The 16102-nt window shown below is 68.8% G+C and carries 12 protein-coding genes and 1 pseudogene; 5 read left to right on the top strand and 8 right to left on the bottom strand.

Features of this window, described 5'->3' with window-relative positions; all coding sequences use genetic code 11:
• Positions 1-1699 precede the first annotated feature (1699 nt).
• Complete coding sequence (locus tag ACPXCB_RS30335) at positions 1700-2008, bottom strand: hypothetical protein (protein WP_425879439.1); 309 nt, start codon at positions 2006-2008, stop codon at positions 1700-1702.
• Positions 2009-2449: 441 nt separating this feature from the next.
• Here ACPXCB_RS30335 and ACPXCB_RS30330 point away from each other — a divergent pair, with 441 nt between their 5' ends.
• Positions 2450-3907, top strand: a complete 1458-nt coding sequence (locus tag ACPXCB_RS30330; protein WP_425879437.1) for a DUF6883 domain-containing protein — start codon at positions 2450-2452, stop codon at positions 3905-3907.
• Between the two features lie 60 nt (positions 3908-3967).
• On the opposite strand, the gene ACPXCB_RS30325 is transcribed toward ACPXCB_RS30330, so the two are convergent.
• The 3 genes from ACPXCB_RS30325 to ACPXCB_RS30315 form a co-directional block, all read right to left on the bottom strand.
• The gene (locus tag ACPXCB_RS30325; RefSeq protein WP_425879435.1) at positions 3968-5989 is read right to left on the bottom strand and encodes a hypothetical protein; all 2022 of its coding nucleotides are present in this window, start codon (positions 5987-5989) and stop codon (positions 3968-3970) included.
• Between the two features lie 70 nt (positions 5990-6059).
• Entirely contained in the window at positions 6060-8066 is a 2007-nt protein-coding gene (locus ACPXCB_RS30320; RefSeq protein ID WP_425879433.1) for a hypothetical protein, read from the bottom strand.
• Positions 8063-8776, bottom strand: coding sequence for a hypothetical protein (locus ACPXCB_RS30315; protein ID WP_425879431.1), 714 nt, complete (start codon positions 8774-8776; stop codon positions 8063-8065). The genes ACPXCB_RS30320 and ACPXCB_RS30315 overlap by 4 nt, the downstream gene beginning before the upstream one ends.
• Before the next feature lie 338 nt (positions 8777-9114).
• Here ACPXCB_RS30315 and ACPXCB_RS30310 point away from each other — a divergent pair, with 338 nt between their 5' ends.
• The 4 genes from ACPXCB_RS30310 to ACPXCB_RS30295 all read left to right on the top strand — a co-directional run bounded on the left by ACPXCB_RS30310 (position 9115) and on the right by ACPXCB_RS30295 (position 13206).
• Complete coding sequence (locus tag ACPXCB_RS30310) at positions 9115-9861, top strand: ParA family protein (protein WP_425879429.1); 747 nt, start codon at positions 9115-9117, stop codon at positions 9859-9861.
• A gap of 1 nt (position 9862) precedes the next feature.
• A complete protein-coding gene (locus ACPXCB_RS30305; protein WP_425879428.1) occupies positions 9863-10777 on the top strand; it encodes a ParB/RepB/Spo0J family partition protein in 915 nt (304 codons plus the stop codon).
• A 622-nt stretch (positions 10778-11399) separates the two neighbouring features.
• Positions 11400-12101 carry a hypothetical protein gene (locus ACPXCB_RS30300; RefSeq protein WP_425879426.1) on the top strand — a complete coding sequence of 234 codons (702 nt, stop codon included), beginning with the start codon at positions 11400-11402 and terminating at the stop codon, positions 12099-12101.
• A 100-nt stretch (positions 12102-12201) separates the two neighbouring features.
• Entirely contained in the window at positions 12202-13206 is a 1005-nt protein-coding gene (locus ACPXCB_RS30295) for a hypothetical protein (RefSeq protein ID WP_425879424.1), read from the top strand.
• A 483-nt stretch (positions 13207-13689) separates the two neighbouring features.
• On the opposite strand, the gene ACPXCB_RS30290 is transcribed toward ACPXCB_RS30295, so the two are convergent.
• The 4 genes and pseudogenes from ACPXCB_RS30290 to ACPXCB_RS30275 form a co-directional block, all read right to left on the bottom strand.
• Positions 13690-14016, bottom strand: coding sequence for a hypothetical protein (locus tag ACPXCB_RS30290; protein ID WP_425879422.1), 327 nt, complete (start codon positions 14014-14016; stop codon positions 13690-13692).
• 170 nt (positions 14017-14186) lie between these two features.
• Entirely contained in the window at positions 14187-15173 is a 987-nt protein-coding gene (locus ACPXCB_RS30285) for an NUDIX domain-containing protein (RefSeq protein WP_425879421.1), read from the bottom strand.
• 149 nt (positions 15174-15322) lie between these two features.
• Positions 15323-15649 (bottom strand): hypothetical protein, encoded by a 327-nt coding sequence (locus ACPXCB_RS30280; RefSeq protein ID WP_425879440.1) that lies wholly within the window; start codon positions 15647-15649, stop codon positions 15323-15325.
• Between the two features lie 89 nt (positions 15650-15738).
• Positions 15739-16077, bottom strand: a pseudogene (locus ACPXCB_RS30275) (AAA family ATPase); the annotation flags it as partial.
• Between the last annotated feature and the right edge of the window lie 25 nt (positions 16078-16102).

Raw genomic sequence — 16102 nt, 5'->3', positions numbered from 1 at the left:
GTACCGGTCGGGCGGTACCGCCACGGCAGCACGCAGTACCGGTCGGGCGGTACCGCCACGGCAGCACGCAGTACCGGACCGAGTGCAGCTCGGTCTGTGGGTCGGAGACCGAGAGCGGTCCACGGAGGACCGAGAGCGGTCCACGGAGACCGAGAGCGGTCCACGGAGACCGAGAGCGGTCCACGGAACTGGAGACAGGTCTCGAAGGAGATCTCGACCGACACCAGGCGGCCGCGGGCGATGCCGGGCGGGCCACCCGGCGGACGGCGCCGGGCGGTCCGGCAGTCGGTCAGCCGGCGAGGGAGTCGGTCAGTCGGTCAGGTCAGTCGGTCAGGTCAGTCGGTCAGGTCAGTCGGTCAACGGTCAGTCGGTCAACGGTCAGGTCGGTCGGGCAGTCAACGGTCAGGTCGGTCGGGCAGTCGGCGAGCGGTCGATCCGTGAGCAGTCGCCTCGGCCTCATGCCCCGGCCCGCCCCGGCCTCATGCCCCGCCCCCGCCGCGGCCGCATGCCCCGGCCCGCCCCGGCCTCATGCCCCGCCCCCGCCAACGCCAGACGCTCGAACCCAAGCCACAAGAACTTGACCAAAAACGACCGAACGAAGCAGACACGCGTTTACCGCTGACGCTCGCCCAACGACCGTCCAATGCTGGTCGAGCCTCGGCAGAGCTACACACTGATCGGATTGGGCCTGCCTACTGCGACGAGTGACCAGTGGACTGGCGCCGCTCATATAGCTGTCGCCTCCACGCCAGACGACGCTTGGCCCCCGCTCGATCAACCTCGCCGTCGCCGCGTCTTGAGCCTCGGGGGAACTTGAAGATCAACTTGCCAGGCAAGCACTCTCCGCCCTGCCGCCCCCGGCGCCCCCAGAGGAACCTGAGCGCCTGAAGGGGCGCCACCGACAACGACCAGGCACCCTCCGACCACTTCCAGATCCGCATCGAACGCCAAAAACGAAGCAAGCTCATATTGCGGCCACTCGCCAACATGTTCCGTTCGCGCACTTCGACCGCTTTGCCGCAGAAAGCAGTCGAAGTGATGTACGACACAGCGGGAGTCCGCCACCGGTAAGCGCCAAGGCGTCTAGCTCTTCCGTAGGTGCCCTCTCGTGTGCTCCCGCCCAAGCCCGGGCGTCACGGTAAGTAACGCTAGGCCTGACTGCAGCATCCCCAAACCCTGGCGCCTTCCGCTCCCGACCGCACCGCCTGGGCGGGGGCCGCCCGCCAGAAAATCAGGGTTCCTGGAGTTCACGTGTGAAGGGGCCGGACCGGCCGTCGGCGGCCGGCACCGCCGGCTCGATGTGCCGGCCGGTGCGAACCGGTCGGGGGCGAAGGGGGCGAGCAGCGGGTCCGCCGCCCCGGGTGGTGACCAGGTCGGCGATCAGGTCTGCGGTGACTGGGTGTTGGCCCCTCGCCCGCTCGCATAGCACCAGAGCTCAACCTGGGCGGGTGCGCGGCGTTCAGCAGCGCGCACAGGTCCTCATCGACGTACCAGGTCACCCTCGCACAGCCGGTCACCTCTGCGGCAGCGAGCAGCTGCGCGACCTCCTCTGGCGGGCCGGGCGGGCGAATCGGCTAACGGCCCAAGGCGATCGCCCACAGGTAGAAGTGGACGCCCTTGTAAACCGCCATACCAGCCGGCTAGGTCTCGGCGAAGGCCCGGCACGTGGCTGGCGGCGTAACGGGGGGCCGCGAATCGCTCATGGCACTGACGGCCGCTGGATGTCTGCGGGGATGGGCTCGCGGCGAGCGGCGGCGTCGGCGAGTTCGGCCAACCGGCGGCCGAGCCCTGCCAATGCCTGCAAGTTGTGCCTGCCGGTGCCGGCCGGGTCCCCGGTCGTGTTGAGCACGTATCCAGTCAGCACTGCGATCTCGCCGGCGATCGGCGCCAGTTGCAGAGCCTTGGGCAGGGACTCGTCATCGACGTAGCCCTCCACCAGGGCGCGGTACTGCTGGGCGACCGGGCCGAGCCGGGCGGCCAACTCTCGCAGGTTGGTCGTGTCGGCCATAGACGGATTCCTCCTGAGATCGATGTCAGCGCGAGTCTCGTGTCGCACTCTACGACCGGAGTGCCGGTAGCCGCTGACACCTCACCCCCACCGGAATTGCCGATCAGTACAGGACCGGCGGGCGAGCTGCCGTCTTAGCCAGTCGCTGGGCGCGGGCGTAGAGCTCTTCACGGGCAACCGTGGGGGGAGCCCAGCCGTCGGCCCGGACGTACGGGTGGCCACGCTGGTGTAGCGCCGGCCGCTGCTGTGGGTAGTGATCCATCGGGGGGTAGCGATGCAATAGGCAGGTCCCGGGTGATGGCGTAGTGCTGGACCGTGAACTTGATCCCGCCTGGGCTGCATGCCGCCGTTCGAGCATCTCCTGGGCAGCGATCCGTGTTGGACGGGTCCGTGCCCGGAAGCCCATTGCCGCCGATGCTCGCGGGGCGAATACTCGCCCGGGTGACCCTCGACCGCGCCACCGACGACCAGTCAACTGCGCCTGTCGCCCTGTTCATCAATGCCCAGCTCTTCGACGGCGAGCCCTTCAACGACGAGTACGGCCCCACCGTCAAGCGCGTAGTCCTAGACGTAATCCTAACCCTCGATCCACACCATGCCTGCCGGTTCCAGACCTGGTGGGGCTCGCTCATGCTGCCCGTTTTCCGGCCGGCGAGCGCCGATTCGGACGGCACCCTGACCATGGACCTTGACCTATTTTTGTTGTGGACCTCCGCCAGTAACCTGTGCCGAGATGCGGACGCCCGCTGGGTGATCCCGGCCGCAACCGTTCCATGGCTGCTCGGCAACAACCGCATCTACCTCGGCGTCATCTCCAATCTGCCAGCCGCCCTGCATGAGCCGCTCCATCAGGCGTTGAACGCCCACCCTTGGTACGTCGGGATGATGGCCGTCAACCCGGCCGACCCGCTGCACCACCGGGTCTTCTCCCTCATCCCCGGCTGGCGCTACAACCAGGGCTGGATCGACGACGCTCCCGAGCACCTCAACCCCCGCGAGGTCTTCCACGGTCTGCCGGTCATTGGGTACGGTCCGGGCCCCACTCCACTGCGCGCCCGCGACGTCCGTGTCCCCTGGGACCTCATTACCCCGACCACCGACGCGAACCCGCAGACCTACCAGGAAGCCCTCATTGCCCTGCTCGCCGACTACACCCAAGCCGAACGATCCCTTGTCTTCACGGCCGGCCGCAAGCACCCGGTCGTCAACGACTTGCACGGCAAACTTCATGGCTATGCCCTGAACCCCACCCACGAGAAGGGCGCGGCCAAGGCCACGTTCTTCCGCACGGCCCTTGGCCTCGAACAAGAGGACTGGCGACTCCTCGCGATCCAGCTCATCTCCGCGCTGACCGCCAGCGACCCAGCGAAATTCCGTGACGAGCCCCGCTTCGGTCAGCGGCAGCACTTGCGGTTCGAGATCACCGCCCCTGTGCTCGGCCTCAACGGCAGGACTGGCATGGTCACCTCCGCGTGGAAGATCGAAGACGACGGTCCCGTCCAACTGGTCACGTTGACCCCCGGCAAGAAGCAAGGGGTTGTGGAGCGGGACCAGGCCCTCGAAGCCGGGAACTGGGCCGCCCTCTACGCGATCGCCGTCGAGGTCGCTGAGCAAGCCCGCCGCAACTGCCGACCCACCCCGCTCGCGTTCACCGGCGGCCCAGGTGTGGAGGTCATCGCCGAAGGCGCGGCCGGCTTCGCCTGGGTCATCTTTTCCAACCCGGCCACCCCGTTCGTCGCCTGGCTGCTCGCCCAAGGCCACGTCCTGCCTGACGAGGTCGGCGCGACGATTTGCGCGCCGACCTTCGACTACGAGCCCGCGATCGCCTGGGCCGAGGCCTTCGCTGCGGTACTCCAGGCCGCCGGGCACGACTGCACAGTCACCCACACCATCGACTGACGCCCTGCCCGCGTCGCCCGGGAACGGAAGAGCAGGTAGCCGGAACCGTGAACACCCAAGTCAGGCCGGTGTGCTGCTCCATCGGAGGGCAGAGGGTGTAGGGCGGCCAATCGGCAGGACGCCGATGACGATCAGGCGTGGGGTCTCGGTGGGTGTACGTGCTCGGGACGCAATCCACACGCTGTCGTCAAAGCTGGTGTAACCGCTTGCGTGGTTGCTGTGGTCACCGATGAGGAGGATGCCGAACGGCGGAGTGGTCACGGTGTAGTTCACTGCCTGGGCGATGTACTTGTCCTCCAATCCGGTTGCTGTCCAGCCGCTGCTGTGACGCTTCACCTCTACGTTGAACCGCATCCCCGGTGATGGGGTGTAGGTGATGTCGGTGCGCCCAGATGCGACGTCTACTACCTCGCGCTGCACCGTTCCGCTCGGCAGCCTGATGGTCAGGTGTTGCAGGCAGTCGTTCTGCAGGGACTTCTCCGGCCACTGCTTGCCGGACGGGTTAGGACCGAGGTAGGCCGTCACGGTGCCCAAAAGGTCAGCCTGGGCGTCGAAGCGATGGTGCAGGAACTGCAGGACGTGGTTCAGAAGGCCGGTGAAGTGGGTGCTTACCGGATGGTGCCAGGCGGAACTGCGGGACAGTTGACCGAGGAGTCGCTCAAGTTGCTGATCTAGCAGAACGTTTCCTGTAAGGGCATAGCCGCGCTCGTGGTCGAGCACCTCCTTGCGCAGACGCTCCTGGAGATCCGGGTCCTCAACGGCGGCGAGCAGCTCCAACACCGGCTGCCCGGCCGCCGGTTTTCCCGGCGGCTCCGCGGGTGATCCGGTGCCGAGGGCTGCACGGCGGATGCCAATGGCGGCGGCCAGGCTACGGGCATCAGGATGCGCTGCCAGGTCGGGATCGACCTCCAGCGCCTGATCCAGGTGATGGAGCAGGCCCAACTCGTTGATGAACGCAGCTTCCACCGAGGGCGACACGATCTTTTCGAGCCCACCCGATTCAGCGGCGTGCGTATAGACGGCGCGGCTGGCTTCGTAGATCTGCAGCACGCCCGTCAACGCGGCGCTGGCGTCGTACCAGCTGGGCTCGTGCAGGTACGTCGCGGCGTTCGTCAGGGTCGTCACGAGCTGGGCCCAGGCGGCCTCGGTGTGACCGCGCGCTTCGAGCCAGCGCGGTTGGTGCATCCGGCAGGACCAGGCGGCCCGCTGCGTGACCACGGCGCCGAGGGAGTCGGCAGTGGCGGCGATGCGGTCGCGGATGGCGGGCACCGGCCCTGATGCGAGATCCGTGAACAGGAGCACGGCATCGAGGGCGAGGCCGTAGGCTCGCGCGTCGAGGCGGGCTTCCTGGGCGTCGTCGACTCGGTGCATGAGCATCGCGGCGTCACGCAGCAGTCGTGTCACCTCAACCCGATCTGAGGACTGCAGGCCGGCGCGCAGGGCGGCCACGGCCAACTCGTACCGGGCGTCGTTGCGGGTGGCCGGTGGAAGGTCGGGATGCTGCTCAAGGGTCTGCAACACCGCGACGAGGTCGTGGTCCTCGTAGTGGTCGTGCGCGACGCCGATGAGCAGAGGCAGGCGTTCCAACGCGTCGACGGATTCCGTGCCGTCAATCTCAGTGAGTAGCCACAAGACTTGGTGGGGGTTGGCGTGCTCACTGATGGACAGCTGCAGCAGCCCGGCGATCGCGGGGTGGGCGTACGCCGGATCGTGGTGGCCCTGCAGCGCATCGGTTGCGTGGCTGGCGAGGGAGCGCGCGGTGCTCTTGCTGCACCGTCTCAGCAGGTCGGGATGCTGGTACAGGATGTCCAGAGCCTCGGCCAAGGTCCAGGCCGCGTAAGGCTCGCGGAACCCCGCCTCGACTGCGGCAGTGAGCGACCGCGCCTCGGCGTCGGTGAGCTGCGAAGCGCCCTGCGCCACAGCCCGCAGCAGGTAGGGAAAGTTCGGGCCTCTCGCCAAGGACTGTGCTTCGCCCAGCACGACGTCCAGACCGCCGAGGTCCGTGATGGTGGGGCCACGGTCGAGCTGCTCCGGGGGTGCGGCTGCGGCCCACTCTGCAAGGGCGTTCTCCACGATGCTCATCGCGTGCTCCCCGGTCGACGCGGCGCTGGCCGTGTTCGGGCGCCCAAGCCCAGCAAATTATGCTCCCCGGCTAGAACATGTGATTGCCGTCGGTGGTGATGATTCGATCGTCGGGAAGAAGACCTTCGATCAGCGGCGGGGTCGCCGTCGTCAGGACGATCTGAAGCGCCGGTAGCTCGTCTGCCAGGTCCAGCAGGGCTGTGATCAGCTTGCGGCCTGGCTCCGTCGTCACCTCCTCGGCCCCGACGGCGTCGATCAGCAGCAGCCCGGGATGGGACGCGGCGCCTCGCTGAGTGCTGACCCTCAGCATGGCGATCACGGTGGCGATCCGCATACGCAGTCGCTCGCCGCGGCTGAAGTCGTCGAAGGGCGTCTTCTCGCCGTCCTTGACCGCGTTGATCCGACCGTTGCGCTGAACGTTCACCGAGTCGAGATCGGCGACCCCAAAGGAGCGTGCAAGATCGACGATGTGACGGTTCAAGTCGGGGAAGAGGTGCTTTGCTGCTGTCTTGACTACGCCTTCCACCACGCCATGAACGGCCTGAAGGACCTGCCCGGCGCGGTCCTGCGGAGCGGGGGCCCCGTCGTCCCCCGATCCGGTTGCCTGCAGCTGGCCATCCAAATGCGCCGCCCTGAGTTCTAGGTCGCGCATGGCCTGATACGCCCGCGCCACGCTGACATCGTTGAGGTCGGCGACGGCGGCCTCATGGCGGCGCTGGGCCTGCGCCACGGCGTCGGCGTAGGCGTCGAGCTGCACCTTGGCCTGATGCCGCGCCTCCCGGCCGTCGTCTAGCTGATCCTCCAGCTCGGCGAGCCTGGCTGCCGCCAGCTCCGGGTCCACCGGCGGCAGCGGGCGGGTGCAGACCGCGCAGGAGGCGTCCTGGCGCTCGACGGTGTACCGGTCCGGCTCGAAGGGCATCTCGCAGCGGGAACAGCAAGTCGGTGACAGGCGGCCCAGCACGCGCCGGGCCTCCTCCGTCTCCTTGGCATCCATCAACTGTTGTTCGGCCAGTAGCCATGCTTGCTCGGCGGCCAGGTAGACGTCGTCGGCCGCTGCGTAGGCTTCCCTCGCGGCACGCAGGTCGGCCAGCGCAGCGTCAACGGCCGCCAGCGCCGCCTCGGCCCGAGGATCCACGGCTTGCTGCACTTCGGCCAGCCGCCGACGAGTGTCGTCCAACTCCCGCTGCCACCGCTCGCGCTCCTCCCTGCGAGTCGTCCGGTCCTGGTCAGCGCGACGGCCGGCTTGGTTCACCGACTTCGTATACCGCCTTTTCGCGGCCGAGAGGTGGGTCAGGAGAGAGGCGTACGGGATGCCAATGAACAGCTCCAGCAGCTTCGCCGACAGCGGCCCGGGCACGTCGCCGAGCAGAAGCCTGTCTCCGCCAGGGTTGAGGTAGCAGGCGCCGAAGTACGCCGGCCAGCCGTGCATCTGGGCGGCGCCCTCGCCATCGAGCCCGCCCGTTTGGCTCCACAGTTCCGTGTAGTCCAAGCCGAGGGATTCCCGCATGAAGGCCCCGATGAGCTGCTCCACCGGCTCCTCGCCATCGGCGCTGACCAGCGGGTGCAGCTCATCATCGGTGGCGGTAAGCAGTTGATCCTCAGCATCTGCCGACCGCAGCACAGCCGTCACGTGTGGCCGCCCGGTCGAGACGGCCTGATTCAGCACCACGCGAACGTACTGGCCGCTGACGACGACATCGACGGCGATGCGCCGCACCCACGCTTTGACATGGTTGGGAAGGTCGCGCGGACGGCCCCGCAGCGCCCATACCAGGAACTCGAGCAAGCTCGTCTTCCCGGCGGAGTTGCTCCGGTGCATGATCGCCCAGACGCCGGTATCCAGACGCTGATCGACCTTGATCCGTTCCCCGGTCTTCTTGACGCCGTCGACGCGCAGCCGCAGCACCTTGATACGCCGGTGGGCCGGAATCGGGCTGGGCAGCGTGATGCCGGCTTCCCGCAGCACCGTCTCCACCTCGGCCACGGTCGCCGAGGATTTCGCCGCCGCGGTCGCCAGCAGCTCGCCGGGGCTGGGCGGCGTCCAAGTCTGCATGGCCGTGCTCGCAGTGGCGGTCATCGGACCAGCTCCCCGGCGCTCGAATGGGCTGAAACGGTCGCCCGAACCGCGGCGAGCCGGCGCCGGGCCTGCTCGGTGATCGGCGGAATGTAGGAGCCGATTGGGGTGTCGGCGTACTCGCGTTGCAGGTACTGGCGGTCCTTGATGTGGCTGCCGCCCAGACCGTCTACGAGAGCCACCACGGTCCGGGTGCGTTCGCCGTACCAGGCGAGCACGGGAGCCTCCGCAAGCAGACTGTCCGCCGTCGTTCGTCCTTTCTCCAGCAGGTAGTAGTTGTGCTGGATGACTCTCCGCTCGCCGAGGCGGTCGTGCTTGCGCGTCAGGCCTTTCTCGATGAGGACGGACAGGGCGTTGTCCAACTGCTCGAAGGCACCGAAGCGGTGCCGCAACATCGGGAAGCGCCGCAGGTCCGGCTCCTGCGCGGACAGAATGCGTTCGGCCTCGTCCACTAGACCCGGCGAGTCCGGGTTGGACTCGTACTCGTTGAGCAGCTCGTTGGCGAGGTAGTCCGGATAGCGGACCCAGAAGTCCAGCTTTTGCAGCCGCACCTGCGTGTGAACAATGCCCACGGCGCCTGCCGGTGCTTCACCGTCCTCGCCCACAGGCCTCGCCGCAGCGCTAATCAACAACAGCAGCCGGACGGCGTCCTGCCACAGGCTCGCTTGTCGGACCATCACCCGAGTCACGCGTAAAGCCAACCTGATCACCACGCTATGTGTCTAGACCCATCGCTTCGCGTGAGTTGGCTCATCGGCCGAGAGTGGACGCCGCATGGATGATGCCACTGAGATGTTTTCAACCTGCTCGGGCGTGAAGGGCGCCAGCTCCGATCACGAGGTGACCCGCACGATCACCGCCCGGATCGCCGGGGGTCAGGGCGGACGCCTCAGACGACAGGGCGACAGGTGCGATTCGATTAACCGCGGTTAACCGGACACGCCGGGCCTGGACCTGGCTTCTAGCCAGGCCCAGGTCAGCCCTAGCATGGCGGGGCATCCGAAGTACCGCGGCCACGATCGGCCCGGGAAGCACACGGAACGGAGTCCGCATGACTCAGGTACATGTCGTCGCCAATCAGAAGGGCGGCGTCGGTAAGACCACTCTCGCCGTGAACTTGGGGGCGGTGACCTACGACGTCTTGGTCAACCCCGAGCCGATTCTCCGGTCAACCGCTGAAGCTGTCGGCGATCCAGAGAGCCCGGTGATGGTTGCGTCCACGGACCCCCAAGCATCGTCGGTGTGGTGGTCGAGGCGTGTGGAACAGCAAGGAGGAGGGCTGCCGTTCGACTTCGCCCAGGTCGACGACCCCCGCGACCTCCGGAAGTTGCGGAACCTGCACTACGAGCACATCTTCGTCGACACGCCGGGCTCGCTGGAGGATGAACGCATCCTTCAGGCCGCGCTCGACGAGTGCGACGACGTGTTGGTACCGATGGTGCCGGAACCGCTCTGCTACGACCCGACGACTCGGACGATCGAGGCCGTCATCGCGCCGCGCGGGATCCCGTACCGGGTGGTCGTCAACAGCTGGGACCCGCGAGACGGGCTTCCCGATCTTCAGCAGACCGCCCAGTTCATCCGCCGCAAGGGCTGGCCGTTGTGTAACACCGTCATCCGGCGGTACAAGCTGCACTCCCGAGCTTCTGCGGAGGGCTTGGTCGTCACGCAGTACCCGAAGAATCGGACGGCCATGGAAGCACGTGAGGACTTCTTCCGGCTGGCGCTGGAGATGGGCTATGGCGGGGGAGCGACGATCCCCTCGCAGGCCGGCGCGCCGAACCTCCAGGAGGTTTGACGTGGCGGGGAAGCGAGTGAATCTTTCGGACCTCGCTGGCGAGCCGGCGCTACCAGAGGCGCGGGTGCCTGCCTTCGCCGAGTCAGCGCCACGGACAGCTCGAGTCCACCAGGTTGCAGCCAACCCGCTAAATACCCGGGACCTCGACGCCGACCACGCGAAGATCGAGAGCATCGCCGAGTCGATGCGCACACACGGCCAACTCCAACCCTGCGCCGTAGCGGCCAGGGAAGCCTTCCTGCGAATCTTTCCAGAGCACGAGGCTGCGATCGGGAAGGCCGCATGGGTTCAGGTCACCGGCGGTAGACGGCGCGCGGCAGCACTGCTGGCGAATCAACCAACGTTGGACATCGTCGTCAAGAACAATTTGGCCGACAGCAGAGAGGCATGGGTCAGCGCCACCGCCGCCGAGAACCTCGACCGCGAGAACCTCGATCCAATCGAGGAAGCTAAGGCGGTACAACTCCTTGTGCAGGAGTGCGGAACAGGCAAGGCGGCAGCCGCCCGCCTGTCTCGCACCCCTGCCTGGGTAACTCAGCGGCTCAACCTGCTCAAGCTGGCGCCGGAGGTACAGACACTGCTGAGGTCGGGGGAGCTTCCCCTCCGAGACGTCCGCGATCTTCACCAACTCCCTGTTGACGGACAGCTTGTAGAGCTGCGGCAACGACAGCAACCAACCGATCCGCCAGGATTAACCGCGGTTAACCAAGAGAACAGCCCTAGCGAGCCCGCACCTCACACGCCAAGACCGCGGAGATCAGCAACAGCGTCCGCCATCAGGCGCCTCGGTGGCACGCCCGACAAGATTGCGGAAGCGCTGCAGACAGAGATGACGAACGAGGATCTGCGAGCCTTGGCAAACTTCCTTCTGCGACTGTCCACGACTACCGACGACCAAGAGTCAGGTGGCTCCTAGCACCGCCGCGTGGCGTCGAATGCGCGGGAAGCTCAGACTCGACGTCTGAGTTTCCCGCGCACGTGGTTGGCCGCGAAAGCTGCATTGGACAGCAAAGAGGACGGCTGGGAAGGGGTCACCAGTCGCCCTTGGACATCATGTTGATGTCGCCGCCGTAGACCGTGCGGCACACCGCGTCGTCGGTCTCGGCCTGCTCGCGGTCGGCTCGGCTCTGCGCTGCCACTCGGCCGCCGATACCGTGGTGTCGCCGATGGCGTCGATGGCGTCACCGCAGTACCCGTCACCGCGCCCCGGCGGCTCCCAGCGCCTCGGCGTCTCCAGCCACCTGAGCACATCCTTCTCGCGCGTCGCCTCCTGGTGGGCCTGACCGCAACGCCGCGTCTGCGCAGACAGTCCAGCGGGCCGCGAACTGTAGTACAATCATCCGCGAACGCTCTGGGCGCCTTCGGGCCACCAGAGTTCTGGCTTCAAACTTTGGATGGCGCCCCCCGGGATCGGGTGGGCGCCATTCAGTTTTCCCGCCCTGTCTCCGCACGCCTGGCGTGCTGGCGGCTGCCCACGCTCTACGCTGTGCCGGCGCGCGGAAGCCGGGGCACTGGCCCCCGTATATGGAGTGGGATGCGTGTCTGAGGCTACAGCACAGCTACTGCAGCAGCGGTTCTCTGCCGAACGGCTGGGCACCTACCAGGCCGCGGTTGGCGGCGACCTCAACCAGGCGGTGGCGCTGTACGAGTGGAACGCCGCGATGAGCGGCGCGTTCTGGATCACGCTGGGCCACGTCGAGGTGCTGGTCCGCAACGCCATGCACCGGCAGTTGACCGACTGGTCCACCCGGACCTACCGAGAGCCGCGCTGGTACCTCGACCCCGGGGGCGCCCTAGACGAGCGTCGCCACCAGCAGATCGCCAAGGCGCGCGAGCAGGCCACCCGCGACAGGCGGCAGGAGACTCCCGGGCGGGTCGTCGCCGAACTCACCTTCGGGTTCTGGCCCTTCCTGCTTACCCGCACCTACGACCGCTCCCTCTGGCCACACCTGCGTGGCGCCTGGCCAGGACAGCGCCTGCGTCGGGATGTCCACGGGCCCCTGGCCGACCTGCACGAGCTGCGCAACCGCATCGGCCATCACGAGCCGATCTACAACCGGCCGCTCAAGGAGCTACACACCAAGGCGCTCGACCTGGCCTGCTGGACGTGTCCCGACACCGGGGCCTGGATCGCCTCGCGGTGCCAGGTGCTCACCGTCCTGCAGACCCGGCCCTGGACCGTGCGCGCCCCCCAGCCGCCGCCGCAGCGACGGGGCCAGCGCCGTCCGGTCCGGCGCTGACACGCCACCGCTGCGCCGTGTACCGGCCGGGGCGACAGGCGAGCAGGTCACGTAAGGCGACGGTGTTGAAACTGTCGGTGGTCGCTCGTAGGGTGCGTTCGTGGCGCTGATCTACGCGTTTCAGGCCGAGGACGGCAGCTGGCACGGTGACCCTGGCAGGACATATCGGGGGATGGGGCCGGCGACGTACGCGACGTTGACGTTCCGCCCTGGGCCCGACGATCCGGGGGTCGACAGTCCTTTCGCCGGGCAGAGGCTGCGCGTGGCGGTGTCCAGCATCGACGAGCGGGTGGCCGGCGAGGTCGCCTACCGGCTCGACGACGGCGCGGTCTACTACGGCACCGACACGGTCGACGAGCTGCTGTTCGGTCTCGACCTGCACCGGCTGCCGATCAGCTCCTGGCCGCCGGTCGCCCGCGATCCGGCACCGGCCGTTCCCACCACGCCAGCGACCACGACTCCGGCCCCTCCGGTGGCACTGTCGTGGGAGGTCAGCGACGCCGGCCGGCACTACACGCTGACCCTCACCACGGGCGTGGATGGCCCGATCGTCGAGGTGCTCGGCGCCGACAACGACGGCCAGCTCGTCGCCGAGTTCGCCGGGTACCTGCCGGGCGGTGACCTGTCGCTGGTGGCGCGGGTGTTCCTCGCTGCGGTGGCGAACCCCGGCGCGTCGGCGCGTGTCCCGTCGCCTCGGCGTTCTCGGTCCTGGTCGGAGCAGGAGAGCGCGTACGTGGCCAGCCGACACCGCGACGGGGTTGACGCCGAGACGATCGCCGCCGAGCTGGGCCGGACCGCCAATAGCATCCGGTACAAGCTGCACGCCCTGGGCCTGGGCCCGTTTCCCGGACCGAACACCAGCCGGCCGCCGGCACCGCCTCGGACGCCGGCGTACACGATGGAGGACCTGCGGCGGGTCTACCCCAACTCACACAAGCCGTGGGAACCCGTCGACGACGAACGCCTCGCCCGACGCGCCGCCGAGGGCGCCAGCGTCTCCGAGTTGATGGAGGAGTTCGGCCGCAACCATGGCGCGATCACTTCCCGCCTGGCACGAGTGCAGCCCCCGGCCGCCCCCAGCAGCCCGCCGACAGCCGCTCCCTGAGCCATTCGACGGCATCGGCCCGGACCGGGCAAGGATCATCGTCAACGTGCACCCGATCAACCTGGAAGCCAGGATCGACCTCACCCCGAAGGGGTAAGACGCCTCTCACCGAACGGCGGTAAGCGCCTGGGCGACGGCGGCCCCGGCGGCGTGCAGCTCGTCGACGCCAAGCGCCACTGGCCCTCTCGAAGGACCACGGCAGGGCCCCGGATACAGCGCAGGGCCGGCGCCCCACTCCTGGGCGCCGGCCCTGCTGCGCGTCATCGACGGAGTGCGGCAGAGGCAGGAGGCACTGGCGTCGACGGTGCGACCCCTCGCCATGAACATCGATCGGAGCCATCGATAGTGACGGGGTCTCACAACGCGGGCGGCGTCCGGGTCGTGGGGTGGGCCGCTGCCCGGCTCGTGTCCTGTGCCCGCGCGTCCGCCCTGCCAGCGGGCGGGTTGTCGGTGAACTCCCCGGCCGGCGGCGCGGCCAGTTGGTCAGTTCCTGCGGTGCAGGGCCTCGGTGACGGTGTCGATGCCGTGGCGGTCGATCATCTGCTGCAGTTCCTGCGCGGGGGTGGGTCGGCCTCGGCTGTCGGCGCGGCCGGCTCCCTGTCCGTGCAGCTCCAGGGCGAAGCGCACGGTCTGCTCGTCGGCGCCGTTGCGCATGGCCTTGGAGATCTCGGTGGTCTGCTGCTGCTGGAGGCGGGCGGCCTCCTTGCTGAGCTTGGCCCGGCGCGGGTCCTTGGGGCCCATGCCAGCCAGCTCGGTCTCGACGAAGTTGAGGTCCCGGCCGGTGCCGAGCGCTTTGTTGATCCAACCCATATGTCTGTCCTCCTTGGGGGTAGGTGGTGGTCAGTCGGTCCAGGTGGTGGCGGAGGTGAGCGACCGGGGGCTGTACGTCGGGGTCGGTGTTGGTGCGGCCTGGTCGAGCTGGGCTTGCAGGCGCTCGGCGCGGGCCTCGGCGGCCTGGGCCCGGGCGACCGGGCGGTGGGTCAGTTCTCGTACCAGCGGGTGATCGGGAACGCGCCCGGGGTGTCGGCCGGCGCCGTTTCCAGGTACCACTGCTGGTCGGGGCCGGCGGGCTCGCTGGTGTTGACGCCCCACTCGTGGCGGATCTGCGCGTGGGGGTGGGCCGGGTCGGCGGGGGCCAGGGCCTCGCCCCACACCTCGCGGGCGTAGCGGCGCAGCGCGGTGAGCAGCCGGGCCGGGTCGTGGTGGCCCAAGGCGATGATGTCGCCGTCCTCGCCGATGTCGCTCAGCGCGATGCCGTTGATCTCGGCCACCATGTCCAGCGTCGGCCACGTCGGGCCGCCGAGCAGTTCGGCGAGCATCTGCTGGTGCGCGGAGAACACGATGCCACCGGTGGTGGTGGCCAGGTGTCGGGCCAGGTCGGTGTAGCTGTCGGCGCGGATCCACTCGGCGCGTTGGGCGTCGTCGCCGGCGACCAGGGCCGGCAGGTGGTCCGGCTCGTGCACGCCGAGGTCGATCGTGGTGAGGGTGGTGACCATCCACGCCTCGTCCGAGGCACGCGGGTCCGGCACGTAGCGGGCCGGCAGCGTCCGCACCCACGGGTCGGCGAGCGTGACGACCAGGCCGGTCTCCTCCCTCAGCTCCCGCGCCGCCGCCTGCGCGGGGGTCTCGCCCGCCTCGATGTGGCCGCCGGGCAGCGCCCAGCCGTCCCCACGCGGGCGCTCGATCATGACGATCCAGCGGGCGCCGGTAGCGTCGGTCGCGGTCACCGCGGCGTCGGCGCAGCGTGCCTCGCCCCAGTGCCCGAGCCGGTTGCGGCCGTAGCGCACGGGGGTGGACTCGCACGGGTTGACCGGGCGGCCGGCCACGACCCGGAACGGGAGCGCGGCGGCGGCCTGCCGGGCGGGCCAGTCGTCGATGCGGGTCGGGTCGGTCTGGGCCTCGGCCCAGCCCTCGGCGACGCCGCGCAGGTAGACGTCGGGATGGGTGTAGGTGCGGGGTTCGGTCATGATGATGCTGCCTTTCGGTGTCTCGGGTTGCTGCTCAGCGGTTCGGGGGCTGGAGGTAGTGGTCGGGGTCGTGTTCCAGCACGACCCCGACCGCGCGAACGGGTGGTGTCAGGCGGGGCGGGTGCCGCCGCCCGGGCCGGCGTGGCCTGTCACAGGACGTCGGCGTGGGTTCGCTCCCACTCCCGCACGAGGTCGCGGCCGTCCGGGCGCACGACGGCGGTGACGTCGACGTCGACGTCGGATCCGGCGTGAGCGGCGGCCAGGCGGTCGGCCTCGCCGAGGCCGTCCACCAGGTGCGCCACGGTGAGCGTCGCAGCGCCAGCGGTGTCGGTGACGGCGTCGTAGGTCTGGTAGTGAATCTCGGTGGCGATGTCCCCTCCTTCGATCTCGGTGACGTGGGTAAAGCCCTCGGCGTGCAGGGTGGCCAGGGCGTCGCAGGTGCGGGCGTGCTGGTCGACGACGGCGGCGGCCGGCACGGCGGGCCCCACCGACGGCCCGGCGCGGGGCCGGGTCGGGCGGCCTGCCGGGCCAGGCACACCTCCAGCGGGGTGATGAAGGTGACGGCGACGGCGGGCACCTGGTGCTCGGCGGCGATGCCCAGCAGCCACGCCCGGTCGGCGACGCTGGTGCTGGTGGCGTCGACGACGGTGGTCAGCCGGCGGGCCAGGCGGGTGTGCAGGATCGCGGTGAGCAGGACGAGCGCGTCGGCGGTGGCGTCCTGGTCGCACTCGTCGTCGGACACCACGGCGCGCAGCCAGTCGAGGCTGTGGACCTGGTGCGGCTGGTAGTGGGCACCAGCCCAGGTGGACTTGCCGGCGCCGGCCGGGCCGATGAGCACCACCAGCTGCGGCGCGGTCGTGTTCGCGCCAGCGTCGGGGTGGGTGTCGGTACGGGGGTCGGTCATGATGGTGCCTGCCTTCCGGGTGTCG

It is taken from the genome of Micromonospora sp. DT62, from assembly GCF_049847285.1.
GTDB classification, from domain to species: domain Bacteria; phylum Actinomycetota; class Actinomycetes; order Mycobacteriales; family Micromonosporaceae; genus Micromonospora; species Micromonospora reichwaldensis.
This window is presented reverse-complemented; position numbering and strand designations above follow the sequence as displayed.